The sequence below is a fragment of the Bifidobacterium phasiani genome, from assembly GCF_019331775.1.
Taxonomy (GTDB): domain Bacteria; phylum Actinomycetota; class Actinomycetes; order Actinomycetales; family Bifidobacteriaceae; genus Bifidobacterium; species Bifidobacterium phasiani.
Genome location: NZ_JAHBBD010000002.1, coordinates 64,247 through 89,621 on the forward strand (window position 1 = coordinate 64,247; position 25,375 = coordinate 89,621).

General features: G+C 68.0%; 16 protein-coding genes. 1 reads left to right on the top strand and 15 read right to left on the bottom strand.

Features of this window, described 5'->3' with window-relative positions; all coding sequences use genetic code 11:
* Window positions 1–400 precede the first annotated feature (400 nt).
* The 4 genes from KIH73_RS01480 to KIH73_RS01495 form a co-directional block, all read right to left on the bottom strand.
* Window positions 401–2,419 (bottom strand): glycoside hydrolase family 127 protein, encoded by a 2,019-nt coding sequence (locus tag KIH73_RS01480; protein WP_219079822.1) that lies wholly within the window; start codon window positions 2,417–2,419, stop codon window positions 401–403.
* Window positions 2,420–2,617: 198 nt separating this feature from the next.
* Window positions 2,618–3,436 carry a carbohydrate ABC transporter permease gene (locus KIH73_RS01485; protein WP_219079824.1) on the bottom strand — a complete coding sequence of 273 codons (819 nt, stop codon included), beginning with the start codon at window positions 3,434–3,436 and terminating at the stop codon, window positions 2,618–2,620.
* A 13-nt stretch (window positions 3,437–3,449) separates the two neighbouring features.
* Window positions 3,450–4,367, bottom strand: a complete 918-nt coding sequence (locus tag KIH73_RS01490) for a carbohydrate ABC transporter permease (RefSeq protein ID WP_219079826.1) — start codon at window positions 4,365–4,367, stop codon at window positions 3,450–3,452.
* A gap of 277 nt (window positions 4,368–4,644) precedes the next feature.
* A complete protein-coding gene (locus tag KIH73_RS01495; RefSeq protein WP_219079828.1) occupies window positions 4,645–5,961 on the bottom strand; it encodes an ABC transporter substrate-binding protein in 1,317 nt (438 codons plus the stop codon).
* Window positions 5,962–6,450: 489 nt separating this feature from the next.
* Here KIH73_RS01495 and KIH73_RS01500 point away from each other — a divergent pair, with 489 nt between their 5' ends.
* Complete coding sequence (locus KIH73_RS01500; protein WP_219079830.1) at window positions 6,451–7,482, top strand: LacI family DNA-binding transcriptional regulator; 1,032 nt, start codon at window positions 6,451–6,453, stop codon at window positions 7,480–7,482.
* Window positions 7,483–7,566: 84 nt separating this feature from the next.
* Here KIH73_RS01500 and KIH73_RS01505 read toward each other — a convergent pair whose 3' ends face one another.
* The 11 genes from KIH73_RS01505 to KIH73_RS01555 all read right to left on the bottom strand — a co-directional run bounded on the left by KIH73_RS01505 (window position 7,567) and on the right by KIH73_RS01555 (window position 25,362).
* Window positions 7,567–8,616 carry a glycerophosphodiester phosphodiesterase family protein gene (locus tag KIH73_RS01505; protein WP_219079832.1) on the bottom strand — a complete coding sequence of 350 codons (1,050 nt, stop codon included), beginning with the start codon at window positions 8,614–8,616 and terminating at the stop codon, window positions 7,567–7,569.
* Window positions 8,617–8,798: 182 nt separating this feature from the next.
* The gene (locus KIH73_RS01510; protein WP_219079834.1) at window positions 8,799–11,687 is read right to left on the bottom strand and encodes a glycoside hydrolase family 3 protein; all 2,889 of its coding nucleotides are present in this window, start codon (window positions 11,685–11,687) and stop codon (window positions 8,799–8,801) included.
* A gap of 435 nt (window positions 11,688–12,122) precedes the next feature.
* Window positions 12,123–13,013, bottom strand: a complete 891-nt coding sequence (locus KIH73_RS01515) for a LysR family transcriptional regulator (RefSeq protein WP_219079836.1) — start codon at window positions 13,011–13,013, stop codon at window positions 12,123–12,125.
* Between the two features lie 207 nt (window positions 13,014–13,220).
* Window positions 13,221–15,134 carry an ABC1 kinase family protein gene (locus KIH73_RS01520; protein ID WP_420830205.1) on the bottom strand — a complete coding sequence of 638 codons (1,914 nt, stop codon included), beginning with the start codon at window positions 15,132–15,134 and terminating at the stop codon, window positions 13,221–13,223.
* A gap of 90 nt (window positions 15,135–15,224) precedes the next feature.
* Window positions 15,225–15,458: a phasin family protein gene (locus KIH73_RS01525; RefSeq protein ID WP_219079838.1), complete on the bottom strand. Its 234-nt coding sequence runs from the start codon at window positions 15,456–15,458 to the stop codon at window positions 15,225–15,227.
* Between the two features lie 101 nt (window positions 15,459–15,559).
* On the bottom strand, window positions 15,560–16,354 hold the full coding sequence (locus KIH73_RS01530; RefSeq protein ID WP_236022502.1) for a type 1 glutamine amidotransferase: 795 nt from the start codon (window positions 16,352–16,354) through the stop codon (window positions 15,560–15,562).
* Window positions 16,355–16,361: 7 nt separating this feature from the next.
* Window positions 16,362–17,858, bottom strand: a complete 1,497-nt coding sequence (locus KIH73_RS01535; protein WP_219079840.1) for a Mur ligase family protein — start codon at window positions 17,856–17,858, stop codon at window positions 16,362–16,364.
* A 3-nt stretch (window positions 17,859–17,861) separates the two neighbouring features.
* A complete protein-coding gene (gene dnaB, locus KIH73_RS01540; RefSeq protein WP_219079842.1) occupies window positions 17,862–19,295 on the bottom strand; it encodes a replicative DNA helicase in 1,434 nt (477 codons plus the stop codon).
* Window positions 19,296–19,336: 41 nt separating this feature from the next.
* On the bottom strand, window positions 19,337–20,581 hold the full coding sequence (locus tag KIH73_RS01545; RefSeq protein ID WP_219079845.1) for an ATP-binding protein: 1,245 nt from the start codon (window positions 20,579–20,581) through the stop codon (window positions 19,337–19,339).
* Between the two features lie 528 nt (window positions 20,582–21,109).
* Window positions 21,110–24,694, bottom strand: coding sequence for a carboxypeptidase regulatory-like domain-containing protein (locus KIH73_RS01550; RefSeq protein WP_219079847.1), 3,585 nt, complete (start codon window positions 24,692–24,694; stop codon window positions 21,110–21,112).
* On the bottom strand, window positions 24,691–25,362 hold the full coding sequence (locus KIH73_RS01555; RefSeq protein ID WP_219079849.1) for a hypothetical protein: 672 nt from the start codon (window positions 25,360–25,362) through the stop codon (window positions 24,691–24,693). The genes KIH73_RS01550 and KIH73_RS01555 overlap by 4 nt, the downstream gene beginning before the upstream one ends.
* Between the last annotated feature and the right edge of the window lie 13 nt (window positions 25,363–25,375).

The following is a 25,375-nucleotide window of genomic DNA, read 5'->3' on the forward strand; positions in this document are numbered from 1 at the left end:
ATATCGCATCGAAACGAGAGAAAACTGCGAAAATACATGCTGGAGATATGGTCAATCGCAGCTAATGGCCATCATACGGTATGCGAAACCCCTTTTGCAACTTTTCCCCGCGTGTTCGTTGCGGCCGGTCGCGGCGCCCTCGGAACGCCCCGAGGAGCGCCCCCGCCGCACGCCGATCAGCACCCGGCAACGCGCACGGCGCCGCACGCCGCACGCATGCAAAAACGGCCGGCCGTCCGCAACGGACGACCGGCCGCCTCTCGTTCCGCGGCGAACCCGCCGGCTCCAGCCCGGCGGACCCGCCGCCCGCCCGGCGTCGCGGCGGTTGTCTCCCCGCCGGCGCCGGGCAAGTCCATGCGCGCGCCGCGTCCGCACCAGGGCGGCGCGGCGCGCCCCCGGATCAGGTCCGGTTCAGCCAGACCGTCATCTGCCCGTCGGCGCGGTTCGCCCAGGCGTAGTACGGCACCATCTTGAGCTCGACCAGCTCGGAGATGCCGCGCTCGGCGGCGTCGACGTACAGCGGCGCGTCCTCGGCGTCCTGCGCGGCGCGGATCGCGGCGCGCGTCACCACGCCCACGCCGCCGAGCAGGTCGGGGTCGAAGCGGTAGCCCGCCTCGGTCGGCGAGGCCGCGCTCAGCGAGTACAGCCACAGCGGGCCGGGGTTGTCGCACTCCTCCGCGCAGTACACCAGCGGGCCGCGCATCACCGCGACCTTGCCGACGTCCTCGCGCACGCGGTTCGAGGCTCGCACCAGGCGCACCGCCATGTCCAGATCGAGTTCGACCGTGAAGCCCTCGCATCCGGCGGGCACGTCGACGTACGCGAACCCGTCGCGCACGTCGGCCGGCACGCGGCGGCCGTCGACGCGCAGCTCGCAGCCCTTCGCCGACCACGCCGGCACGCGCACGCCGAAGCGGACCGGCGCGTCCGTCGGGTTCGCGATGCTCCACGAGATCGCGCCGTCCCACGGGTAGTCGCCGCGCTGGTCGACCGTCACGCCGTCGGGGAACACGGCCTTCGAGGCGATGAACTGGTCGGCCAGGATCGTGCCGTCCTCGCAGGTCGCGTAGATGTAGCGGTCGATCGAGGTGATCAGCCGGGCCAGGTTGGCCGGGCAGCACGCGCAGGCGAACCAGCCGGCGCGGTGCGTGAGCACGTGCTTCTTGTCCGGCGTGCCGGCGGATGCGGCCGGGTCGGCCTCCAGCGGGTTGACGTAGTAGAAGTGCGTGCCGTCGAGCGACATGCCGGCCAGCGCGCCGTTGAACAGCTCCTTCTCCAGCACGTCGCCGTACTCGCCGCGCGGCTCGGACAGCAGCATCTGCCGGGCGAAGAAGCTCATCGCCACGCTGGCGCAGGTCTCGCCGTACATCGTGTCGTTCGGCAGGTCGTAGTCGTAGGTGAACGATTCGCCCACATGCGTGGAGCCGACCTGGCCGGTGATGTACATGCGGCGGCGCACGATGCTGTCCCACAGCCGCCGCGCCGAGGCGGCCATCGAGGCGTCGCCGGTCAGACGGGCGATGTGCGCCAGACCGGTGCACAGGTAGCCGACGCGCACCGCGTGGCCGTCGGCGTCGCGCTGGTCGGCGACCGGCTCGGCGGCCTGGTAGTACGTGCGAGGGAAGTCGCGGATGACGGCGAAGAAGTCGCGCTCCCACCCGTCGGCCCGGTTCTGCTCGTCGTAGAACTCCGGGTCCCGGCCGCGCACGTCGAGCAGCCAGCGGCCGAGCTCGGCGTAGCGCGCCTCGCCGGTCGCCTCGGTCAGGCGGGCCAGGGCCAGCTCGATCTCCGGATGGCCGTCGGCGCCGTGGATCATCCCCTCGCCGTCGCCGAAGTTCGCCTCGATGCAGTCGGCCATGCGGCGCGCCACGTCCAGCGCCTTTTCGCTGCCGGTGGCCTGCCAGTAGGCGACGGCGGCCTCGATGTAGTGGCCCATCACGTACAGCTCGTGCGACTGCTGGATGCGCCTGAAGCGGCGCTCGGGCTCCTTGATCTGGAAGTAGGTGTCCAGGTAGCCGTCCTGGCGCTGGGCGCGCGCGATGACGTCGACGACCTCGTCGGCCAGCCGGCGCAGCTCGGGGTCGTCGCGGCGCTGCAGCGCGTAGGCCACGGCCTCGAGCCACTTGTAGACGTCGGAGTCCTGGAACAGCATGCCGTGGAACGGGGCGTCCATGTCGCCGGCGGCCACGCGCAGGTTGCGCATGGCGTGGTTGCGGGTGTCGTACTCGTCGACCGGGTTGCCGCCCGGGTCCGGCGGCAGGGCGACGTCGCGCTCGCCGTTGAGCACGGACCACTGGTACGGCAGCACCTGCTCGGTGACCAGATCGACGTAGCGCCGCCAGAACGACGAGGTGATCTCCACCTGCGGGAGCCCCCGCTCCGAGCGGTATGGATTCGGCTTGGGATTGGTAGTGCACATGATTTGCGTTTCGTCCGTTTCGTTGCGATCCCGGCCTCTGCCGCGCCCCACGGCGGCGGTGCGCCGGCATGGCGCGGCCGGCGTGCGCCCTGCGGCATGACGCCCGGGGCGCGCGCCGGCCGTGGTCCGGCGGAGAGGGTCGGGACGGGTGGGTGGTACGCCGCCCGGCCGGCGTCGGCGCGGCCGGGCGGATGGCCGTCAGCCCTTGACGGCGCCGGCCATGAAGCCCTTGACGTAGTACTTCTGCAGGGCCAGGAACAGGATGGCCGCGGGGATGAGCAGCACCACGACGCCGGCCTCGGTGGCGCCGTAGTCGATGACGCCCATCGTCTGCTGGCGCATGTTGACCATCGCCAGCGGCAGCGGGGTGTTGTCGGATCCGGCGAGGTACAGCGGGATCATGAAGTTGTTCCACGCCTCGAGGAACGCGAGCAGGCCGACGGTGACCATCGAGGGCTTGACGACCGGGACCAGGATGCGCACCAGCGCCTGGAACGAGTTGCAGCCGTCGACCATCGCGGCCTCCTCCATGTCCTTGGGGATCGCGTCGAAGGCGTTGCGCATGATGAAGGTCGACATCGGCAGCTGGAACAGCGTGAGCACCAGGCCGATGCCCACCAGCGTGTTGTTCAGGCCGATCTGGCTGTACCACACCATCAGCGGGATGAGCAGCGAGGCGTAGGGCACCATCAGGATCGACAGCGTGACCATGAAGCCGAGGTTGCGGCCCGGATAGTCGAAGCGGGAGAACGAGTAGCCGGCCATCGTGCAGATGACGACCGACAGCACGATCGTGACCAGCGAGATGACGATCGAGTTGAACAGGTACGCCGGCAGCCCGGCCTGGTAGTTGAACAGCGTGATGTAGTTGTTCACGCCCCAGCCGTCGGTCTGGGCGGAGCCCGGCTGCGGGCTGAACGAGCTGACGATGACCCAGATGAGCGGGGAGACGAAGACGAGGGCGAGGATCGCCTGCAGCACGCGGGCGATGACGCGCTTCCACAACGGGGTGGTCATGGCGGGTACCTCCTTACTTGGTGTTGTCGCGCATGCCGCGCATCTGGATGGAGTTGATGATCATCAGGGCCACGAGCACGACCAGCGACAGCGCCGCCGCCATGCCGAGGTCCTTCTTGGAGTCGAAGGCGAAGTTGTAGATCAGCTGCACGACCGTCATCGTCGCGTTGTTCGGGCCGCCCTTGGTCAGGATGAAGAACTGGTCGAAGGCGAGGATCGAGCCGGTCACGCAGTAGACCAGGCACATCACGATGGTCGGCTTCATCAGCGGCAGCGTGATCGAGCGGAAGATGCGCCACGTGCCGGCGCCGTCCATGCGGGCCGCCTCGTACAGGTCGCCGGGGATCGACTGCAGGCCGATCATCATCAGCAGCATGTAGTAGCCGGAGAAGCGCCAGACGATGACGATGATCGTGGCCCACAGCGCGCTCTGGCCGGTGGCGAGCACCGAGCCGCCCTCGTCCATCAGCCCGAAGAAGCTCAGGATCTTGGTGACGGGACCGACCTGCGGCGAGTACAGCGCGTAGAACAGCAGCGAGGCGGAGGCCAGGCCCGTGGCGCTCGGCAGCAGGAAGCAGGTGCGCAGCACGTTGTTCCAGCGGCTGGACTCCTGCACCATCAGCGCCAGGCCGAGGCCGAGCACCAGCAGGAAGATCGTGACGATCACCGTGTACTCGAGGGTGAACACGATGGACTGGCCGAGCAGCGGGTGGTTGAACACCTCGATGAAGTTGTCCGGGAAGTTCCAGCCGCGGTTGCCGCCCATCAGGCTCCACCGCGAGCAGGCCATGACGATCAGCAGGACGATGGGCACGAAGAACAGCGCGACGATCATCACCCAGTCGGGCAGCGCGTACAACAGGCCGCGTCGCGTGGCGTCGGCGCGCTCCCTCGAACGCGTCTTCGCCGGGTGCTTGGAGACGCTTGTCATAGTTCTCTCCTCACTTGGTTGGATTGCGGGGATTCGTCGGTGAGATCCCTCATGGGCCCCGGACCGGCTGCGGTCCGTAGCCCGTGACGTGCCTCGGCGGCGCGGTCCCGGCCCCGGAAGACGGGCGTCGCGGGACGCGCGGGCGCGCATGGGCGGCCCGCGACGGCCCGCGGCCGCCGTCCGTCGGAGGAAGGAAAAGGAGAAAAGGGGAAAGGCAATGAAGCGGAGGAGGGGCGGGACGGGCGCGGCTCCGCATGCGGGCCGCGCCCGTCGGCCGTCACTGGGCCAGGATGTCGGTGACGGCCTGGTTGTCGGCCTCGAGGCTGTCGCCCGAGCCCCACACGTAGTTCTGGATCAGCAGCTGCCACGGGGAGCCGGCGGCGTTGAACGCCTCGTTGAAGGCGGCCGACTTCGGGGTCTGGCCGTTGCCGTCGATGATCGTGGAGTTGATGGTCTGGATGCGCGGGTCGGCGTCCTCGTAGGCGGTCTGCAGCGTCTCGATGTTCGAGGCGGTGTAGCCGTTGGCCGCGAAGACCTCGGCCTGGGTGTCGGACTGCATCAGCCAGTGCAGGAAGTTCCAGGCCTGCGCGACGTGCTCGCTGTCCTTGGAGATGCCCATCGCGTCGCCGCCCAGGAACGTGGAGGTGCCGCCGGAGGTGCCGGCGATCGGGGTGACGCCCACCTCGAAGCCGCCCGAGGCCTCGGCGTCGAAGATGTCGTTGAGCGAGGTGTTCGGGTAGGGCATGACGCCGATGACGCCGTTGGCGAACGGGGCGGTCCAGGTCGCGCCGGTCTCCTCCTTGGAGCCCGCGCCCAGGCCGTTGTCGGTGTTGGCGAGCTCGCGGTAGGAGTCGAGCACGGCCTTCATCGAGTCGTTGTCGAGCATGGCCTCGGTGCCGTCCTCGTTCATGACGGCCTCGCCGTCGGCCCAGGCGGACGGGAACAGGTCGAAGGCGAGCGCGCCGCCGGACTGGCCGGCGAGGTAGGAGCCCGCGACGCCGTCCTGGCCGAGGGCGGCCACGGCCTTGGCCTGCTCGGTGAAGGACTCGATGTCGGTCGGGCCCTGCTCGGGGTCGAGGCCGGCCTGCTCGTAGAGGTCCTTGTTCCACACCCACACGGAGACGTCGGTGATGAACGGCAGCGTGTACTTCGCGCCGTCGACGGTGCCGGCCTCGATGTGGCCCTGCTGCAGGTCGTCGAGGTTGTCCAGGCCGTCGATCTGCTCGGTGATGTCGGCGAAGATGCCCTCGGAGGCCCAGTACGGGATGCGCACGACGTCGCCGGCGAGGATGTCGGGCAGCGAGTCGGTCTGCGAGGCGCCGCCGACGCGGCCCTCCATGTCGTCGTTCGGGATGATCTCGAGCTTGACCTGGTTCTCGTGGGAGGCGTTGTATGCGTCCACGACGGCCTGGGCCTGGCGCTCCAGCGGGGAGCGGGTCCACAGGGTGATCTCGGTGCCGTCGTCGGTGCCCTCGGCGGGGATGTCGGCCGGGGCGGCGGTGCCGCCGTTGCCGCCGCAGGCGGCCAGGGGGACGATGAGCGCAGCGGCCGCGATGCCGGCAAGCGTTCGCGCGGCCTTGTTGAAAGACACCATGTTCGCTTCTTTCTCTTGTTCGGTTACCGCTCAGCAGTGAGAGTCGGTGGCGGAGCATCCGCCGTTCGGCCCGCGCCTCCCCGTCGTTCTTCCATGAGCTTCGAGGAAAACTGCGAAAGCCTTTTCTCATCATAGGGCAGCGTCGGCGTGAATGCAAAATCGCTTTCGCATTTTCTTCACGTCTCCATCACATTTGGGACGATCGCCCCAAAACACTCACACATCGCACCAAAACCGCACAGAAACATATACGATCACGAACGATAAGCCATCACGGAACGGTAAAGTTTTCCTTGCGTTTATCAAGCAACGAAGCCCCCCCCCCCCCCGACTTTTTTCCCACCATATCCCGTCACGACACAGAGAAACCAACGCCGCCGACCATCCGCGACCACCCCCGCCCCTATGGTTAATGCGAAAAATATTTCGCAAACCGGACCGATTGCGGCTATACTGTCCGCAAGGGACATGCACAAGGAGGTCAGCCTCATGAAGGATGACGCTACGGGGGACACACCGCACCGCAAGGTCACGCTCGCCGATGTGGCCGCCGCGGCGGGCGTTTCGCTCGCCACCGCCTCGAAGGCGCTCAACAACCAGCCGCGCGTCAGCGACAGCACCCGCGCGCGCGTCGCCGAGATCGCCCGGCGGCTGGACTACGCGCCGAACACCTTCGCCCAGTCGCTCGCGACGGGCAAGACCAACTCGATCGGCATCATCACCTCCGACCTGGTCGGCCGGTGGAGCACGCCGATCCTCATCGGCGCGGAGGACGAGCTCGGCAACACCTCGAACACGGTGCTGCTGAGCAACGCCCGCGGCGACACGCTGCTGGAACGCAACAGCCTCGACTTCCTGATCTCGCACAACGTCGACGGCATCCTCGTCGCCGGCCAGGAGACCAACCCGCGCGCGCCGCTGCCCCACCCCGCCCAGGTGCCGCTGGTCTACGCCTACGCGCCCAGCGAGGACCCCGAGGACTGCTCGGTGACCAGCGACAACGTGCAGGCGGGCCGGATGGCGGTCGAGCACCTGCTGTCGTGCGGCAAGCGCAAGATCGCCATCATCGGCGGCAGCGACACGTTCACCGCGTCGTTCGACCGCCTGCGCGGCTCGATGGGCGCGCTGCACGAGGCGAACCTCGAGCCGGCCGGCCCGGTCCGGTTCAACGAGTGGTCCGAGGCGTGGGGGCGGGCGGCCACGCGTCTGCTCATCGACCAGCGGATCGACTTCGACGGCGTGGTCTGCCAGAACGACCAGATCGCGCGCGGCTGCCTGGACACGCTGCGCCAGGAGGGGCTGGCCGTGCCGCGCGACGTGGCGGTCATCGGGCACGACGACTGGCAGGTGCTCACGCTCGACTCGCTGCCGCCGCTGACCAGCATCGCCAACCAGACCGAGGAGATCGGGCACATCGCGGCCCGGCGGCTGCTCGACGCGATCCAGGGCCGCCCGCACCACGGCGTCGAATACGTGCCGTGCCGCCTGGTGCAGCGCGAGTCGACGCTCCCCCTGCGCTGACCGACCGGGCCGGCCGCCCGGAATGCGAACGGGGCCGCGCCCCCGGGCTCCGGGATGCGCGGCCCCGTTCGCATCGGACCGCGGTCAGGCGCGGTCGGGGACGAAGGACTCGAAGATGTGGTGGTCGAACCACTCGTCGCATTCGGCGAGCTCGTCGCGGCTGCGCACGGTCCAGGAGACGGGCACGGCGCCCATCGCGCGGGCCAGCCGCACCTGCGGGCTGGCGCCGCCGCGCCAGTCGTAGGCCACGAAGTCGGGCCGGGACAGCCAGTCGAAGGCGAGCAGGCCGGCCAGCCAGTCCACCACGCCCGAGCGCCCGAGCGGCGCGGACTCGGCGAGCTGGCCGCGGCAGACCTCGGGGCGGTGCTCGCGGTACCAGTGCATCGCCCCCGGATGGAAGGACTCGACCACGTACGCGCCGTCGTAGGCCTGCAGCAGGGCGTCGGCCTTCTCCATCAGCTCATCGCTGCGCGGCGTCCAGTCGGTGCCCTCGAACTTGTACTCCACGATCAGCGGCACGCGGCCGTCCACGACCCTGAGCACGTCCGAGAACAGCGGCACGTGCTGGTAGTAGCCCCGCGGCGGCGCCGAGGGGGTGACCACCAGCGCCGGCGCCTCGACCGCGTTCGGCACCGGCTCGGCGAGCGCGCACCCGGGGCGCGAGGGGGCCGGGAACAGCGGGATGCGCGTCAGCTCCTCGTAGGTCAGGTCCGCCACGCGGCGCGGGTCGCCGGCGACGCGCATCAGGTCGGCGTCATGCACGACGACGACCTGGCCGTCCATCGTCATCTGGACGTCCAGCTCGATGCCGTAGCCGGCCTCGCAGGCGGCGGCGAACGCGGCCAGCGAGTTCTCCGGGGCGATCGGGCCGGCGCACTCCGGCGTGCCGTACCCGCCCTTCATCGCCATGCGGCGGGCGAGCGCGACGTACTCGCCACTTTCCGCCGCGTACTGCGCGCTCAGGCCGGAGCCGGCGTCGTGCAGGCCGCGGTGGGCGTAGAGCGCGTCGGGGACGGCGGGGACGTAGTGGTCGCGCTTGTCGGCGAAGCCGCGCGGGGCGATCGCCCAGGCCGCGGCGCCGATGGCCGCCGCGCCGAGCAGCAGCGCCCTGCCCGCCGTGTTCTTCTTTGCCATGATGGTCCTCCCTTGGTCATCCTGCTACCGAGCCTAGCCGGAGCTCAGGTCTTTCCGCCCCCTACGCGAACGACGTGCGCCCCGGATGCCGGGATGCACGTCGTTCGCGGTAGGAGGAAGAGAAAGGAGGAGGCGGCGGGCGACCGTATGGCGTTGGCCTCCCGCCGGCCCCTTGGATTCGGTCAGGCCTTGGCCTTGGCGGTCTTGGCGCGGTCCAGGCAGCGCTTGACGGCCAGAGCCTCGAGGCCGACGAGCAGCACGCCGATCACCACGTCGGCCGCGATCATCGCGACCTGCCAGACCGGCATGCCGCTGTCCGGCTCGCCGTTCTCGTACCGCCAGCTGTTGACGGCGGTGTAGAGGATGTTGTGCGCGGCGCGGCGCATCTGGATGACCGAGGTGGCGCTGTCGTCGTCGATGTGGTTGGTGGTGTCGGTCGAGGCGAGCATCGCGTCGGTGCCGGCGCGGATCACCTGGTCGGCGTCCTGGTAGGAGTAGTTGGCGCCCGAGAAGTAGTCGGTCTCCACGAAGCCCTTGAAGCCCCACTCGTCGCGCAGCACCGTCTGGTTCAGGCCCTCGTGGGCGCTGGCGTAGGTGTTGCCGATGTAGTTGTAGGAGCCCATCATGGCCTGGGCGTCGCCGTCGGCCTTGACGATCTCCTCGAAGGGCCTGAGGTAGATCTCGCGGATCGCCTGCTCGTTGGACCACGTGCACAGCTGGCCGTTGCGCTCGTTCTCCTGCTCGTTCAGCGCGAAGTGCTTGGTGAACGAGTACACGCCGCGGTCGGCGGCGCCGAGCATCTGCTCGGTGGCCAGGTCGGCGGTCAGCACCGGATCCTCCGAGAAGTACTCGAAGTTGCGGCCGGCGAACGGCGAGCGGTGGATGTTCACGGACGGCGCGTACCAGCCGGACACGTACATCTCGTGGGCCATGTCGCCGATGGTCCGGCCGAACTGGCGGGCCAGGTCCTTGTTCCAGGAGCAGGCGACGACGATGTTCGACGGCATGCCGATCGAGCTGACGTTGGTGAAGTTGTCGCGCAGGGCGGCCGGGCCGTCCACGTCGGACAGGCGGACCTTGCCGATCGAGTCGATGGCGGCGTTCTGGTAGCCGGCGTCGGCGATCAGCGTGTCCATCTCGTCGAAGGTCAGCTGGTCGAGCAGCAGGTCCCACTGCGGGTCGTCATAGTCGACGCCGCGCAGGTCGGCCAGGCGGATGCCGTTGTCGGCGCCCATCGTCGGCATCTGGTCGTCCGGGTCGTCGAACTCGGTCGGATCGTAGTTGCCGAGGTTGTAGTAGGTCGCCTTGTACTCGTCGGCCATCGAGAAGTCGGTCGGGGCGGCGAGCGCCTCGGCGGCGTTGGCGAAGCCGTCGGCGCGCGACAGGTAGTTCAGGCCGCCGTTGGCGTCGTCGAACACGTTGGTGGCCACGATCTGGTCGCCGTTGTGCGTGTTGTCCTCGGTGTCGTAGGTGATCGTCTCGGGCACGTTCACCGTCTGCTCGGCGATGACCGTGTGGCTGTCGGAGCGGATCGAGATCGCGTAGTCGCCGGCCTCGAGCACCCAGGCCTGGGCGTCCTCGTAGTCGTAGGAGGCCATGTCGTCGTCGGTGAACTCGATCGAGATGGTCTGCGACTCGCCCGGCTGCAGCTCGTCGGTCTTGTCGAAGGCGACCAGGTTGGCGGAGGCCTTCTCGATGCCGCCGTTATAGTACGGCGGGTTGTAGTACACCTCGACGACGTCCTTGCCCGCCACGTCGCCGGTGTTGGTCACCGTCACGTCGAAGCTCACGGTGTCGCCGTCGAAGCTGACCTCGCCCATCTGCTGGTCGAAGCTCGTGTAGCTCAGGCCATAGCCGAACGGATACTGCACGGTCGCGTCGTAATCGATCAGCCCCTCGTCCGCGGCGGTCTCGTAGTAGCGGTAGCCGACGTAGATGCCCTCCATGTAGTTGACGAACTTCGGGGAGCGCAGGCCGCGGACCGACTCGATCTCGAACTCGGAGACGTTGTCGTACTGGTTCGGGCCGAAGTTGTTCCACGTCGGGTTCTGGGTCAGGTCGTACAGGAAGGTGTCGGAGGTCTTGCCGGACGGGTTGACCTCGCCGGAGATGACCTCGCCGAGCGCCTCGAAGCCGACCTGGCCGGGGTGCGGCGCCCACAGCACCGACTGGATCTGCGGGTAGTCCTCGACGAAGCTCAGCTCGAAGGCGTTCGCGCCGTTGTACACAAGGATGACGTCGTCGAAGTTGCTGGTGACCAGGTCGATCATGTCGCGCTCGGTCTGGCTGAGCTCGAGGTAGTGGGTGCCGGCCGGGAAGTCCTCGTAGTCGGCGGAGTTGTCGTTGTAGGTGACGCTGTCGGCGCCCATGTCGGTCGGCAGGTCAAAGCCCTCGCCGCCGACGCGGCCGATGACGATCATCGCGGTGTCGGAGAAGTCGCGCGCGTCGGCGATCAGGTCGTCGGAGTAGGTGCTGGCCGGCGGCTCGGGCAGCGACCAGTCGGCCTCGGTCACGGCGATCACGCCGCGCTCGGTGCCGTAGTCGGTGTAGAAGTCGGTCAGCTCGTCGTTGGTCTCGTACCCGGCGTCGTGCAGGCTGTCGAGCAGCGAGGTCATCGCGTAGGCGTCGGACAGCGAGCCGGAGCCGGTGCCGCCGTAGATCGGGTTGGTCGACGCCCAGCCGAACACGTTGATGGCGTCGGTGTCGGTCAGCGGCAGCATGTCGTTGTCGTTCCGCAGCAGCGTGATGCCCTCGCGCTCGATGTCGACCGCAAGCTGTTCGGTCGCGTCGATGGTCTCCTGCGTCAGCTCATGGCGTTCTGCAGTGGCCATCGTGAGCATGCTGCTCAGCGGACCGGTCAGCATCAGGTTGACGCACACGGCGATCGCCGCGACGACCGCCACCCACACCGTCGAGTGGGTGAGCTTGCGCACGCCCTGCGAGGCGACGGTCCTGCGGTTGACCGCGACGGTGGCGACGATGCCCAGCACCAGCGCCACGACGATGGCGATGAGCTGCGGCCGTACCGATTGGATGACGGCGATGACGTCATCGATGTTGATACCTAACATTGCTCGTCCTTTTCTTCTCTGACTGCCGTTCATGCGTTGCGACCGGGGCGGGGTCGGCTGCGCGGCGTCGCCCAGCCGTGAACGGCTCGTCCCCGCCCGTTTTGCGGATGCGTCGACGGTGGCCGGCACATCGCTATGTCCCTTGCATTGAATCAGATTCGGGTATACCGCACATCGGCATGTTCGATATCCTGTCGATTTTCCCGCACAATCTGTTATTCCATACGGAAAAACTTGGTTTGATATGCATATCACGAATGGCTGTTTTTCAACTAATATGCAAATTTGATATGCAGCGTTCTGTTTTATATTCGATTTTTGAATATATTAAAAACGAACATTATTGATGTTCGGTTTGATTGGCATAACAGAACATGACCATGCCGCATTCCAATCACCGCACGCGGGTCCCCGCGCAATCGCGCGGGCCGCGTCTTACGAACGCCCGGCCAGTTCCGCACGCAACATATCAAGGAACACGCGGCATGCCGGCGACAGCGCCACGCCCTCCTTCCAGACCAGGCTCACCCGCCCCTTCACCGGCGGCGACAGAGGCCGCGTGCACAGCGCGCCCGAGGTGTCCAGCAGCGAATCGCGGAGCGCGATCGCGACCCCCAGCCCGGCCTCGACCATCAGCGCGGCGTTGTGCAGCAGATTCGTGGTGGCGACCACGTCGAGCCGCGCCAGGCTGCCGCCCAGCCATCCGGACAGGTCGTTGCGCCGCTCCGAGCCGCTCGGGATGATCACCGGCACGCCGCGCAGGTCCGCGGCGGCGATGGCCTGCCTGGCGGCCAGCGGGTTGTCGCGGCGCATCACCACCGACCACGAGTCCATCACCGGCAGCTGCAGGTGGTTGTACTGGCTCAGGTCGACGGGCTCGATCAGCACGCCGAAGTCCACCAGGCCGCCGTCCAGCTGCTCGACGACCTGCGGACCGCTGCCGCTGCGGATGTCGAAGCGGATGCGCGGATGGCGGCGGCGCACCGCGACCGCGACGCCCGCGACCACCCGCATGACGTCGGCCTCGGCCGCGCCGATGCCCACCTCGCCGGACACGTCGTCGTCCGGGGAGGTCAGCTCGTGCATCGTGCGGTCCGCCAGCGAGACGATCTCCCGCGCGCGACGGAACAGCACGCGCCCCTCCCGGGTGAGCGAGAGCCCGTGCCCGCGGGTGCCGCGGACGAACAGCGGCGCGCCGATCTCGTCCTCCAGCGCCTGCAGCTGCCGCGAGACGGTCGGCTGGCTCACCCCCAGCGCCTCCGCGGCCGCGGAGATGCCGCGATGCTCGACGACGGCGAGAAAGCACCGCAACACCTTGATCTCCATGCCGACGCTCCCTCCGCCATGCGCCGCACGTTCCGGCGGCGCGCCGGTTCCATGCTAGCCCGCCCGCGCGCCGGCGCTACGCCGCGCGCCGAATCGGCGGGGCCACACAGCGGGTTGCGCGGAAAACCCGGCGCCGTCGACGGACCGGGCCATCGGCGGCGCGCCCGGTCCCGGCGCGGGGGCGGACGAGACACGGGCCGCGGACGGCTACCGCCTCCTGGAGCGGCGCCCCTTGAAGTAGATGTCGAAGACGATCCACACCGACAGCGCGAACGCGACCACGTAGCCGAGGAACCCGACCACCGGGATGCCGAAGACGATCGGCGGCACCCCCGCGAAGTACACGATCGACGAGCCGACGTACAGGCCGACCACGATCAGCGCCATCGTCAGGCGGTTGACCATGTCGGAGAGCCTGCGCATCGGCTCCTCGGCGCCGATCAGCTCCATGTTGACGCGCAACTGGCCGCGCGTGAGCATGCGGGCGGCGACCTTGGCCTCGGCCAGCGTGCCGAGCAGGCCGTGCAGCGCCTGGTGCCCCTCGACACCGAGCGATTTGAGCTCGTCCTTGGCGGCCTGGGCGGGCGTCTTCGACGTGGCGATGTGCTCGGAGATGATCTCGATCATGTTCACGTCGGGGATGAACTCGTCGAGCAGGCCCTCGAGCGTCACCAGCGCGCGGGCGACCGTGGTCACGGTGCTGGGCACCTCGATGCCGTGCCGCTGCGCGAGCTGCGTCAGCGCGGTGACGAACGCGGCGATGTCCAGCTCCTGCAGGTCGACGGTGCCGTACTCCTTGACGATCACGTCGAGGTCGGCGAGCAGCGAGGGGTAGTCGGCGTTGTCCGCCTCGACGCCGGCGAAGCGCAGCAGGCCGTCGGCCAGCGCGGGCGAGTCCTGCTTGGCGACGGCGAAGATCATGTCCCTGAGCACGGAGCGGGTCTTGGCGTTGAGCCGCCCGGTCATGCCCAGGTCGATGAGCACGATCCGCCCGCCGTCGATGATGATATTGCCCGGGTGCGGGTCGGCGTGGAAGAAGCCGTCGTCGAGCACCTGCGTGGCGTAGTTGTCGACCAGCTTGGTGCCGATCTCCTTGAGGTCGTATCCGGCGGCGACCAGCCGCTCGGGGTGCGCGACGGAGATGCCGTCGACGTAGTCCATCACGACCACGTGCTCGGTGCACAGGTCCATGTACGGCTTGGGGCAGTCCATGTACGCGTAGCGGCTGCAGAAGCGCTTGAACTCGCTGAGGTTGCGCGCCTCGATCAGGAAGTCGGTCTCCGACTCGAAGGTGTCCCACAGCTCCTCGACGACGCCGCCGAGGTCGACGACCTGCGCGCTGGGCACGACCTTGGCGGCCACCTTGGCGATGGAGCGCATGATGGACACGTCCTGCGCCATCGTCTCGCGCACGCCGGGGCGCTGCACCTTGACGGCCACGTCCTCGCCGGTCGTCAGCGTGGCGCGGTGCACCTGCGCCAGCGACGCGGAGCCGAGCGGCGTGGGGTCGATGGCGGCGAAGATCTCGTCGATCGGGCGGCCGTACTCGGCGGCGAGCGTGTCGATCACGGTCTGGTAGGGCATCGGGTCGGCGTCCGCGCGCAGCTTGGCCAGCTCGTCGCAGAACGATTGGGGCAGGATCTCGGAGCGCATCGACAGGATCTGGCCCACCTTGACGAAGGTGGGGCCGAGCGCCTCGAGCATCAGGCGCATCTTCACGGGGGTCAGGCCGTGCAGGATGTCGAACTGGTTGGCGATGCTGCCGATCTGCCACAGGCGCCTGACCTTGTTGAGCCGGGTCAGGTGGTAGCGCTCGGAGAACGTGTCGCGGTGGGCGCCGAACAGCCCGATGACCTCGTCGTCACGCGGGGGCGGCGCCGGCGTCGGCCCCGTGCCGATGACGTCGTTGACGCGGTCGGACAGCGCGCCGCGGGGCGGGACGGCGGACTCCCCCGCGGCCTGCGCGGCGACCGCCTCGGCGGCGGTCAGCGGCGGCGCGCCGGCCGGGCGGGCGCCGTCGGCGTCCGCATGCGGGCGCGACGCGGCGTCGCCGCGGGCGGCATGCGCGTCGTGCGCGTCCGGCGTGGACGGGTCCTGGGGGTGCTGCGTATCGTCGGTCATCATCGTGGGGGCGTCATGGCATGATGCGTCGCCCGGCATGCCGTTGGCCGCCGGGCGACGCATCGTCGGGTGCCGTGCTGTGGAAAATCGTTACTCGGCCTTGTCCTCGGTCGCGGGCTCGTCCTTCTTGACGGACTGCTCCTTGACCTCCTCGGCCTTGCGCTTGAGCTCGGTGTTCAGGGCCTTGCCCTGCTCGACCGTCAGCTCGCCCTTCTTCACCAGATCGTCGACGATCTCCTGGCCCTTCTCGACGGTGGTGGCCAGGGCGCCGACGCCCGCCAGAAACACCTTGCGCAGGCCGTCGCCCAGATCGAAATCAGCCATCGTGACCTCCTTTGCTTGGATGTAGTACCACTCTACCGCACCGCGGCCGCGCCGCCCGGTGCACACACCAGCCCGGCGCGCGGCCGTCGGAGGCCGGTGCGTCAGCGCGGGCGCGAGGCGGCGACCTTGCGGGCGCGGGCGGCGACGCCGTCGATGCGCGCGAGCTCGTCGCGCTGCGCGTCGCCCTGCCTCGGCTCAAAGGCCCCGTGGCGTCGCTCGGCGGCGGCGCGGATGAGGAAGTCGGATATCGCGGGGTTCTTGGGCAGCAGCGAGCCGTGCATGTAGGTGCCGATGACGTTGTTGACGCGGGCGCCCTCGGTGTGGTCCTCGCCGTTGTTGCCGGTGCCGTCGTGGTCGACGTGGCCGAGCGGCTCCACGCCGTCGTCGAGGAAGGTCTGGCCGGAGTGGTTCTCGTACCCGATGACGTCGCCGAACTGCGCGGAGTGCTCGACGAGGTTGCCGATCATGCGCACGTCTCGGCCGATGGTGTGCGCGCCGATGATGCCGATGCCGTCCAGGCGCGTGCCGTCGATGGTCTCGAAGTAGTCGCCGAACAGCTGGTACAGGCCGCAGATCATCAGCATCGGCACGCCGTCGGCCGCGAAGGCGCGCAGGTCGTCCGCGCGGCGGAACAGGTCGTCGATGATCTTCTTCTGGCCGGTGTCCTGGCCGCCGCCGCCGAGGATCATGTCGACGCGCCCGGGCCAGGGGTCGCCCTGGTTGATCTCGTGGACGTGCGGCTCGTAGCCGTACAGGGCGAGCCGGCGCGTGACGGTCAGCACGTTGCCCGAGTCGCCGTAGATGTTCATGTCCCTGGGGTACAGGGAGACCACGTCGATGGGGCGCGTCTCGCCGTCGCGGCCGGCGGGCGCCGGCGTCTGCATGTGCTCGTTCATCGCGGTGCTACCTCCCCACGCCGGCGTCGGCGACTTCGGTGATGCGCCCCAGCCGGGCGCGCACGGCGAGCATCGCCGTGTACGTGCAGTAGATGTGCTTCGGCGTGCCCGGGTTCATGGCCACGAACCGCTCCACCGCGTCGTCGAGCGCGGTGTCGACCTCGCCGACCGGCACCTGGTCGTATTCCAGGCGCAGGGCCATGTCCCAGGCGCGCACGCCCGAGACCAGCGCCACGCCGGTGCCCCGCAGGCTGGTGAAGTCCACGTCCCACAGCCAGCTCATGTCGCGGCCGTCGGCGTATTCGTCGTTGATGCAGATCATCGTGTCGTGCCCCTCGGGCCGGAACGAGGCGAGCGAGAGGCGGAAGCCCATCGGGTTCTTGACCAGCAGCAGCTCGACCGTGGAGCCGTTGACGTCGATGGCCTCGCCACGGCCGAACGCCGGCGTGACCGTCGACAGCACCCGCATCAGCCGCCGGTTGTCGACCGTACCGATCGACGGCGCCGCGGCGGCCGCCCGGGCGTCGCTCCCGGCGGCGGCGAACGCGCCCGAGGCCCGGCGCGCGGCGAGGTCGTCGAGCACCGCACGGACGACGGCGAGCGCGGCGGCCGCGTTGTACAGGTTGTAGACGCCTTCGAGCCGGACCGACGTGGTCAGGTCGGCGCCGTCCATGCGGAACGTGGCCTCGTGGTCGCCGACGGCCATCAGCGTGACGTCGGCAGGCGGCATGTCGGCCGGCGACTCGCCGCGCTCGGCGGCGGGACCGTCGTCCGCGGCGGTGGAGGCGTCGCCGCCCTGCCCGTCGGACAGCCCGGTCGACGAGACCGTGGTGGTCATGTCGTCGTCGGAGGGGAAGAAGGAGCGCAGGCCCTCGTCCAGCCCGAAATAGCGTATGGACCGCGCCTGCGCGGCCAGGCCGGCGAGCGCGGCAATGCGCGGATCCTCGCGGTTGAGCACCACGGTGCCGGTCGTCGCCTCGGCGACGTGGCCGAGCAGCCGCGCGGTGTTGTCGATCTCGCCGAAGCGGTCGAGCTGGTCGCGCATGACGTTGAGCAGCAGGCAGTGCCGGGGACGGACCTGCCGGACGAAGTGCACGGCGTAGGCCTCGTCGAGTTCGAGCACGGCGATGTCGGCGTCGAGACGGCCGCCCAGGCTCACCTTGTCGAGCAGCGCGGAGACGACGCCCCTGGTGAAGTTCGAGCCGGTGGGGTTGGTGAACACCCGCAGCCCCAGGCCCTCCAGCATCGTGGCGACCATGCGGGTGGTGGTGGTCTTGCCGTTCGTCCCGGAGACGAGCACCACGCCGAGCGGCAGCTGGGCGAGCGTGCGGGCGAGGAATCCGGGGTCGATGGTCTCGGCGACCCGGCCGGGGAAGGCGCTGCCGCCGAAATGCGCCAGCCTGGCGGCGCGGCGCACGGCCTTGCCGATGAGCGGCGTGGCGAACGCGTTCCACGGCCTGCGGGGCCGCTTCGGGTTCGGTCTGGTGGTGGTGCTGCCGGGCATGGCTCACACTCCTTGGTTGTTGAAGTCCTGCGGCATGTCCTTGAACTTCGAGGTGGCGCCGAGGAACGCGAGGTGGAAGGTCTCGGTCGGACCGTTGCGGTGCTTGGCCATGATGATGTCGGCCTCGCCGGGGCGGTCCTCCTTGTCGTAGAAGTCGGGGCGGTGGACGAGGAACACCACGTCGGCGTCCTGCTCGATCGAGCCGGACTCGCGCAGGTCGGACAGCTGCGGCTTCTTGTCGTTGCGCATCTCGGGGCCTCGGTTCAGCTGCGACAGCGCCACGACGGGCACCTCGAGCTCCTTGGCGAGCAGCTTGAGCGCGCGGGAGAACTCGGAGACCTCCTGCTGGCGGCTTTCGATCTGCTTGCCCGAGGTCATCAGCTGCAGGTAGTCGATGACGACGAGCTTGAGGTCGTTGGTCTGCTTGAGCCGGCGGCACTTGGCGCGGATCTCCATCAGGCTCATGTTCGGGCTGTCGTCGATGAACAGCGGGGCGTTCTTCATCTTGTCGTAGAAGTCGCTCAGCGTGTGCCAGCGCTCCGGGGTGATGTCGTCGGCGCGGCGCATCGCCACCAGGGGGATGTTCGTCTCGGCGGAGATGATGCGCTGCGCGAGCTCCACCTTGCTCATCTCCAGGCTGAACACCACCGTGGTCAGCCCGTTGTGCAGCGCCGCGGCGCGCGCGAAGTCGATGCCGAGCGTGGACTTGCCCATGGCCGGGCGGCCGGCGACGACGACCATCTGCCCCGGCTGCAGGCCCTGCGTCACGTCGTCGATGTCGCGGAAGCCGGTCGGCACGCCGCGCTCGATCTCGCCGTTCTGCATCTTGTCGAGCATCTCCAGCGTGTCGAAGACCACCGAGCCGATGCCGGCGTAGTCCTGCCGCACCTTGCCCACGCTCATCTCGTAGACCTCGGACTGCGCGAGGTTCACCACGTCCTCGGCCTGCGAGCCCTCCGCGGTGTAGCCGAGCTGCGCGATCTTGGTGCCGGCGGCGATCACGTTGCGCAGGATCGCGCGCTGGTGCACGATCTCGGCGTAAAACGTGGCGTTCGCCGCGGTCGGCACCGAGGCCACCAGCGTATGCAGGTAGTCGGTGCCGCCGACCTTCTCCAGGTCGCCGGCCTTGAGCAGCTCGTTCGCCACGAGCACCACGTCCACGGGCTGCGAGGCGGAGAACAGGTCGATGATCGCGTCATAGATGGTCTGGTGCTTGGGCTGGTAGAAGTCCGTGACGTCGATCATCTGCGAGACCTCGCCGATGGCGTCCTTGCTCATCAGCATGCCGCCGAGCACGGCCATCTCGGCGTCGTCGTCATGCGGGGGCACGCGGTCGAAGATCGCGTCGCGCACCGGCGTGCCGGTGGCGCCCTCCACGTACGATCCGCCGCGGTTGCCGCCCGCCCGGGGCGCGTCCCAAGTAGTTCCTTCAGCCATACGTTCGAGTATAGGTGCAGGCGCGAAGGGGAGGTAGATATCTACCGCGCCTCCGCGTCGCCGTCGACGTCCAGCAGCCAGTCGGCGGCCCGGACGACGGCGATGCCGTCCTGCGTGGTGCCGATGCCGTAGGGTTCGAGCGCGACGACGAACTTCGGGAAGGAGTCGCCGACGGCGCGCAGCGGCGCCAGCTCGCGCTCCCGCGTGGCCTCGTCGGCCATCGACGCGGTGACCTGGATGTACCGCACCGCCGACCCGCGCCGCGCGACGAAATCGACCTCGCCCGCCGGCAGCGCGCCGATTTGGACCGTCCACCCGCGGCGCAGCAGCTCCATGAACACGATGCCCTCCATCTGGAACCCGACATCCGTGCCGGCGAAGCGCAAGGCGTGGTTCCTGAACCCGTTGTCGACCGGGTAGTACTTGCGTTGCGGCCGCAGGATCTGCTTGCCCCGCAGCCCGGACTGCTCCGCGGCATAGATCACGAACGCCTGCCCCAGCATCCTGATCTGTTCGTCCAGCGTCTGCGGGCTGATGGCGACGCCGGCCGACTTCAGCGCGTTGACGATTCCGCGCACCGAGAACAGGTTGCCGGAGGTCGCGAACAGATACCGCGCGATCTTGCCGAACGTCGCGAAGTCACGGATGCCGTACCTGCTCGCCACGTCCTTGACGACGATGGTGTTGAACACGGCGTCCAGGATCTCCGCGGCGCGCGCCTCGTCGGCCGGGCCGCCGGCGAGCAGCGACGGCATGCCGCCGTACCGCATGTAGTCGGCCAGCAGCGCGTCGGCCGGGCCTGCCGAACCGTCCCGCAGGGCGCGATACGACACGTATTCCTCGAACGAGAACGGGTAGACCGGTATCTCCACGTACCGGCCGGCGATGTAGGTGGCCAGTTCGCCCGACAGCAGCATCGCGTTCGATCCGGTCAGGTAGATGTCGGTGTCCGGCTGCGTCTGGAAGCGGCGGATGACCTTCTCCCATCCCTCCACCTCCTGCACCTCGTCCAGCAGAATGATGAACGTATCGCCCCGGTCCGCGGCACGGTACGCCGCGGACAGTTCGTCGTACAGGTCGCGCGCGGTGTAGTCGAAGGGCAGGTCCGCGACGTCGAGCTGCCTGAAGAACAGGTTGGATTCGGCGACGCCGCCCGACCGAAGATGATCGGCGAGCATGCGCAGCAGCGTCGATTTGCCGCATCGGCGCACGCCCGTCAGCACTTTGACCTCGTCGGTGCCCAGATGGGCGATCAGCGATTCCAGCAGCCGGGGTCGGGGATACATCGGTACACCTCCATAATGTAAAGTATATTCTACATTTTCTATCACGAGGCCAGAAATGTAAAGTATATTCTACATTTTTGTCGAAGCTGGAACGTCTCGAGTCAAGGGAGCGAGGTCTCAGGTTCAGCTTGAAGCTTAGTAGGAGCTTGTAGCACCTATGGCGGAGTCTGACCTTATGATCACGGGGCGCATCGGGGTGCGCTTGGCAGCCCCGGCGCCAACACGTGGGAATCCATGACGGTCGCGTCCGACCTGCCCTGCGAGCGGAGCGGATTCCGCGCCCCGGCTGCAGGATCAGTAGTCGCCGGCGTCAGTTTTGGTTGATAAACAACGAGGCGACTGCGTTTTAGCAGACGCTGGGCGATCCCCAACGTCGGTTCGGTAGCACACGTGCCGCCGCAAGTGCTACCGAACCGACGCCCGAGCGAAAGACAACCGCAACGCGCACGCATAAGACCCACGCTGCCTCATTTAACCTTGGATGCCTCGCGCATATCGCGCGAGGCATCCAAGCGACCCGCCAAAAGGCTAGCGAATACCACCACCTTCCTCGGCCCCGCCGGTATCATCCCCATCGCCGTGCACCCAATCGGGGACACGATCGTGTTCGACTACGCCATCGTCGATGGCAAGCGTCCACCATTCGCCTCCCTCAGCGACCCCGCCGGGAAGGCCCGACGAATAAATCGTCTCCCCGTCCCTGCGCACGGTGACGCTGATATGCTGCCCGTCCTCCACATTCCGCAGGACGAATGCGGCCTCGCCGATGTCGCCGAGATAGAAGTCCGCGGACATCACACCGTGGTCATCATCCACGATGTACTCGTTGTCATACGTCGAGGCGTATCCGCCACTCTCCGTCGACTCATGGTCCACGGCGCCGCCAAGGACAGCGGTCCACGTATCGCCCGGTTCGTAGTAGCCGGTGAGGAACAGTTGTCCTCTGGGCAGTCCGGTTCCAGCCCCGTATGTCACGTCCACCGTATAGTGGTGAATCTCCCCGGGTTCGAGCCACAATCCGCAATCCCACTCGGAATCAAGGATGTCGAGGGAACCGGTCTGCGCCACGTAACCCGGCTTCGTCACGGTCACGTCATAGTCATCCGTCGGCAGATCGAACGCATACGCCCCATCCGCCCCGGTGGTCATGGCGAAAGGCTCGCCATCGTCGTTCTGCAGGGTGACCGTGGCACCCGACAACGGCACTATCTCACCATTGCCGGTACTGTAGCGATACTGGTCATACACCACGCCGTGGTAATGCGTGACGCTGTCATCCCCGGCGGCGCATGACAGACTGATCGGTTCCGGATCCCATTGCAACAGCACGATCGGATCGAACTCCACAGTGCCGAAATCATGCTCAAGGATGCCCGCATCAATAATCGGCACCTGCATGCTGACGTTTCCGCCCAAAGAGAGCAGTAGTTCAAGCTTGCCCGACACTTTGAACAGACCATTCGCGCTGATCGACGCATCCAACGTGAAGCGGCCGACCGCGCTGAGGATCAGAGAGGGCCCAACCGTGTCGTACAGCATCATCTCCGGCTTCGCGGTGATGCCGGCATCGGCGACCAGCGATCCCTCCACGCTCAGCCCCGTCGGCCAGCACGGATCACGATCGGCCTTCTCGCTGGTCTGCTCATCGATCAGTTCCCATCCGTCCGATGACGTGTAGCGCATACCCTTCTCGAAGGTTTGCTTCCAGACGTTCTCGTATTGGAGTTTGGCACTGGCATCGACCCCCGCCTCGAAGTCAAATGGGACCTCCGTGGTCAGGACCAGGGGCATCATGCCAATGGGCACCGTGATATCCGGCGTGTTCACCACCATGAACTCATCCCTGGTGACCTTTTGACTGAACTCGGCAAAGGCGACGGCCTTGGTGTCGGCCTTGAGTTCGCCATATACGCTTGCCTCGAACAGCTCGACGACGCCTTCCGGACCGCCCCATTCCAGTATTGGATTGATATCCAGCACCATATTGGCCCCGATCTTCACCGAGGCATCGAATGACAGACTGATGCCGCCGTTGATTTCGGCGGCGTCTTCCGCCTTCTGTTCGGAGTCCTCCTGTTTGGAATGGTCCTGGGCCTTATCCTTCCCCGGTTCGAAGCTGTAATCGAAGTGGAATTCGACACCAGCCTCCTCGGCAAGCAGGTCGCCGCGCTGTCCCGTCTTCGCCAGCGCCGCCTGCTCATTCCCCCGTACATCCATGTCCATCTGGTCGGCCGGAAGGATCTGGACATTCGACACGTCGCCCGGCAACGTTTCGGAATTCTCCGACTCCGATTCGGATACATGCAGCACGGTGTCGTCGTTGATCACGGATTCCGTATACCGGACCTCGGCCTGGATGAATACATCAGTCAATACGCCCTGCTCGCAGCGGACGACCCATTGGTCCCCGACACGGTCGATCGACTTGACACGGTTCAGGAAGCCATGCGGTACCGCCGCCCCGACTCCGGAGACGATGACATCGCCGACGTTGAACTGCGGCTTCGCGGAAAAGTACACATCATCATCGACGATTGCCGTCACCGCACCGGCTTCAGCATCCGGGTCAATCGCCACTGCCTGCGAAGCGACGACGATGTCGTCCGCCTCCGGCAGACGTACGGGCAGGGTGACAGAATCCGCACCCTCAGCACCGCCACGGGTCGTCGCCTTCACCTCGAACTCGTACGTGTCCGACATCGGCGCCGCGGTTTCAAAACTCCACCGCACCGTCTGCCCGTCGGACGTCAGTTCGGCCGTGCCGATAGATTCGCCATCGGCATACACCTCGACCTTGTCGACGGCGACGTCGGAGTCCACGGTGCCTTCCAGCGTCACGGCGCCGCCGGTTTCGGCGAGGTCGATCCCGTCGCCGTCCGACGGGGTGTCGATGGTGACCTCGACGGTGCCGGGATCGGCGGGGCGCTCCCCGACGATCGCGCCCAACGCGAGCACGCCGGCGGTCGCATCGGCGCCGCGCACGTCGACGGTCGCGTTCGCCGACGCCGTGTCCACGACGTCGATCTGCGCGGGGGCGCCAAGCTCGTCGTCCACCAGCACGCCCTGCGACCGGCCCTTGATGCCATCGCCGACATCAATGAACGTGTGCCTCGCCCCGGCATCGGATGCGGCGCCGTGGGACGACGCATCCACCAGGACCAGGGAGAACGCGCGGTCGGCGACGCCGTCCAGCGTCACATCGGCGCCGTTTGATGCGGACACGTCCGTTTCAATCCATTCGGCGCCGACCGTCGGCACGAAGCTGCCTTCGACGTTGGCCGCGGCGTCGTTCTGGACCGAACCGCGCACCCAGCCGCGCACGGCCAAGGCAAAGGAACCGAGCTCGCGGTCCGCGGCGACCTCGATGTCCTGCGTCTCGCCGTCGGGCACGACGATGGTGGAGATCACGCTGCGCCCGGCGGGCACGTCGATGCGCTGTCCGCCGAGCGTGACCGCGCCGGCCTCGGCCGCGTCGAACGTCAGCGTCACGTAGACCGCACGCACGCCGGTGGACGGCACACCGCCCTGACCGGTCAGGCCCACCGTCAACGGTTCCGTGCCCAGGGAGCCTCCGGCGAGCCCCTGCGCGGTGTCGGCACGCAGAACCGGTTCGGCCACCGCATTGGTGGATCCGGGCACGTTCTCGTCGCCGTCGAACAGCGCCAGCACCTCCACGCGGGAGTCGACATCGGCCGTCGCCGACATTGAGACGCCGCCGTCGACGATCGGAGCCAGCACGGTCTGGGAGGCGTCGTGCCCCGCGGCGACGGCGAGCGCCGGAGCACCGGCCACGTTCACCGTCACGTCCTGCGCGGCATCGAACACGCCGATGCGGATCAGGGCGGCGTCATAGCCGTCGACGCCCGGCAACGCCACCGTGCCGCCCTCGGCGGCAAGGCCGCCACGACCGATGGACGATTCGACGACGGGGACCCGGGCCGAGGCGTCAACGGCGATGCGTTCCGGCACGTCGTTGAGTTCGGCGGCGTAGGCGTGCTTCGGGGTCATCACGCCGAAGGACAGCGCCGCCGCGAGCAGCGCCGCCGTAAGGGCCACGAACCGGCTGCGGGTTCGCGCCGCGTGACGTGGATTCATCGGCTTCGTCCGGCTCATCGCTCCACCTCCCGCATATGTCCCTCGTCAGCCCCGCGTGCCGCACGACCCGCCCGACGGCGCGCCACGGCGACGAACACACCCGCGGCGCACAGCACGGCGCCGACGGACGCGACGAGCATGATCGGCGATCCGGTCTTGCCGACGACACCGGGCTTGGCCGGACCGTCGCCGGAGGTGTGGGATGCGTTCCCGGCACCACCGTTGGCGCCGGCCCCATCGCCGGTTCCGGGATTCGACGGCTCCTGCGGCTCGATGGGCGTCTCGGTCTGATCCAGATGCGCCTGCGCCGACGATTCCTGGACGATGACGTCGTCGTCATCCGCGAAGGTGAGCGCGACCAGCGCATCGGTCTGCGCCGAGGCCGTCAGCGACAAGCGGTACTCGGAGCCCGCGGCGACATCGCAGATCGCGGTCGCCCCGGACGGCGAGGCCGTGAAGCCGACCGGCTCGTCGTTCAACGTCCCCTCGATCCGTATGTTCTCGTCGGCATATTCGACATCCACCCACATGTGGGTCGCACCCTCGGGCGCCGTCACCGTCGCCGTGTCCTCGGCCGCCGCAATCGGCGCGGCGACGAACGCGCACGCCACGGCGAACAGCATGGCCGCCGCCAGCAGCGACAGCGGAGCGACGCCGGGCGACTTGGTTCTCCAGACAAACCTCACCTTGCATTCCTCC

Bases quoted from the DNA above. Each gene is read 5' to 3' on its own strand.
- KIH73_RS01530 (WP_236022502.1), bottom strand. From the start codon at position 16,354: ATGAACGAGCACATGCAGACGCCGGCGCCCGCCGGCCGCGACGGCGAG.
- KIH73_RS01535 (WP_219079840.1), bottom strand. From the start codon at position 17,858: ATGCCCGGCAGCACCACCACCAGACCGAACCCGAAGCGGCCCCGCAGG.
- KIH73_RS01495 (WP_219079828.1), bottom strand. From the start codon at position 5,961: ATGGTGTCTTTCAACAAGGCCGCGCGAACGCTTGCCGGCATCGCGGCC.
- KIH73_RS01490 (WP_219079826.1), bottom strand. From the start codon at position 4,367: ATGACAAGCGTCTCCAAGCACCCGGCGAAGACGCGTTCGAGGGAGCGC.
- KIH73_RS01510 (WP_219079834.1), bottom strand. From the start codon at position 11,687: ATGTTAGGTATCAACATCGATGACGTCATCGCCGTCATCCAATCGGTA.
- dnaB (WP_219079842.1), bottom strand. From the start codon at position 19,295: ATGGCTGAAGGAACTACTTGGGACGCGCCCCGGGCGGGCGGCAACCGC.
- KIH73_RS01480 (WP_219079822.1), bottom strand. From the start codon at position 2,419: ATGTGCACTACCAATCCCAAGCCGAATCCATACCGCTCGGAGCGGGGG.
- KIH73_RS01515 (WP_219079836.1), bottom strand. From the start codon at position 13,013: ATGGAGATCAAGGTGTTGCGGTGCTTTCTCGCCGTCGTCGAGCATCGC.
- KIH73_RS01485 (WP_219079824.1), bottom strand. From the start codon at position 3,436: ATGACCACCCCGTTGTGGAAGCGCGTCATCGCCCGCGTGCTGCAGGCG.
- KIH73_RS01545 (WP_219079845.1), bottom strand. From the start codon at position 20,581: ATGTATCCCCGACCCCGGCTGCTGGAATCGCTGATCGCCCATCTGGGC.
- KIH73_RS01520 (WP_420830205.1), bottom strand. From the start codon at position 15,134: ATGACCGACGATACGCAGCACCCCCAGGACCCGTCCACGCCGGACGCG.
- KIH73_RS01550 (WP_219079847.1), bottom strand. From the start codon at position 24,694: ATGAGCCGGACGAAGCCGATGAATCCACGTCACGCGGCGCGAACCCGC.
- KIH73_RS01505 (WP_219079832.1), bottom strand. From the start codon at position 8,616: ATGGCAAAGAAGAACACGGCGGGCAGGGCGCTGCTGCTCGGCGCGGCG.
- KIH73_RS01525 (WP_219079838.1), bottom strand. From the start codon at position 15,458: ATGGCTGATTTCGATCTGGGCGACGGCCTGCGCAAGGTGTTTCTGGCG.
- KIH73_RS01500 (WP_219079830.1), top strand. From the start codon at position 6,451: ATGAAGGATGACGCTACGGGGGACACACCGCACCGCAAGGTCACGCTC.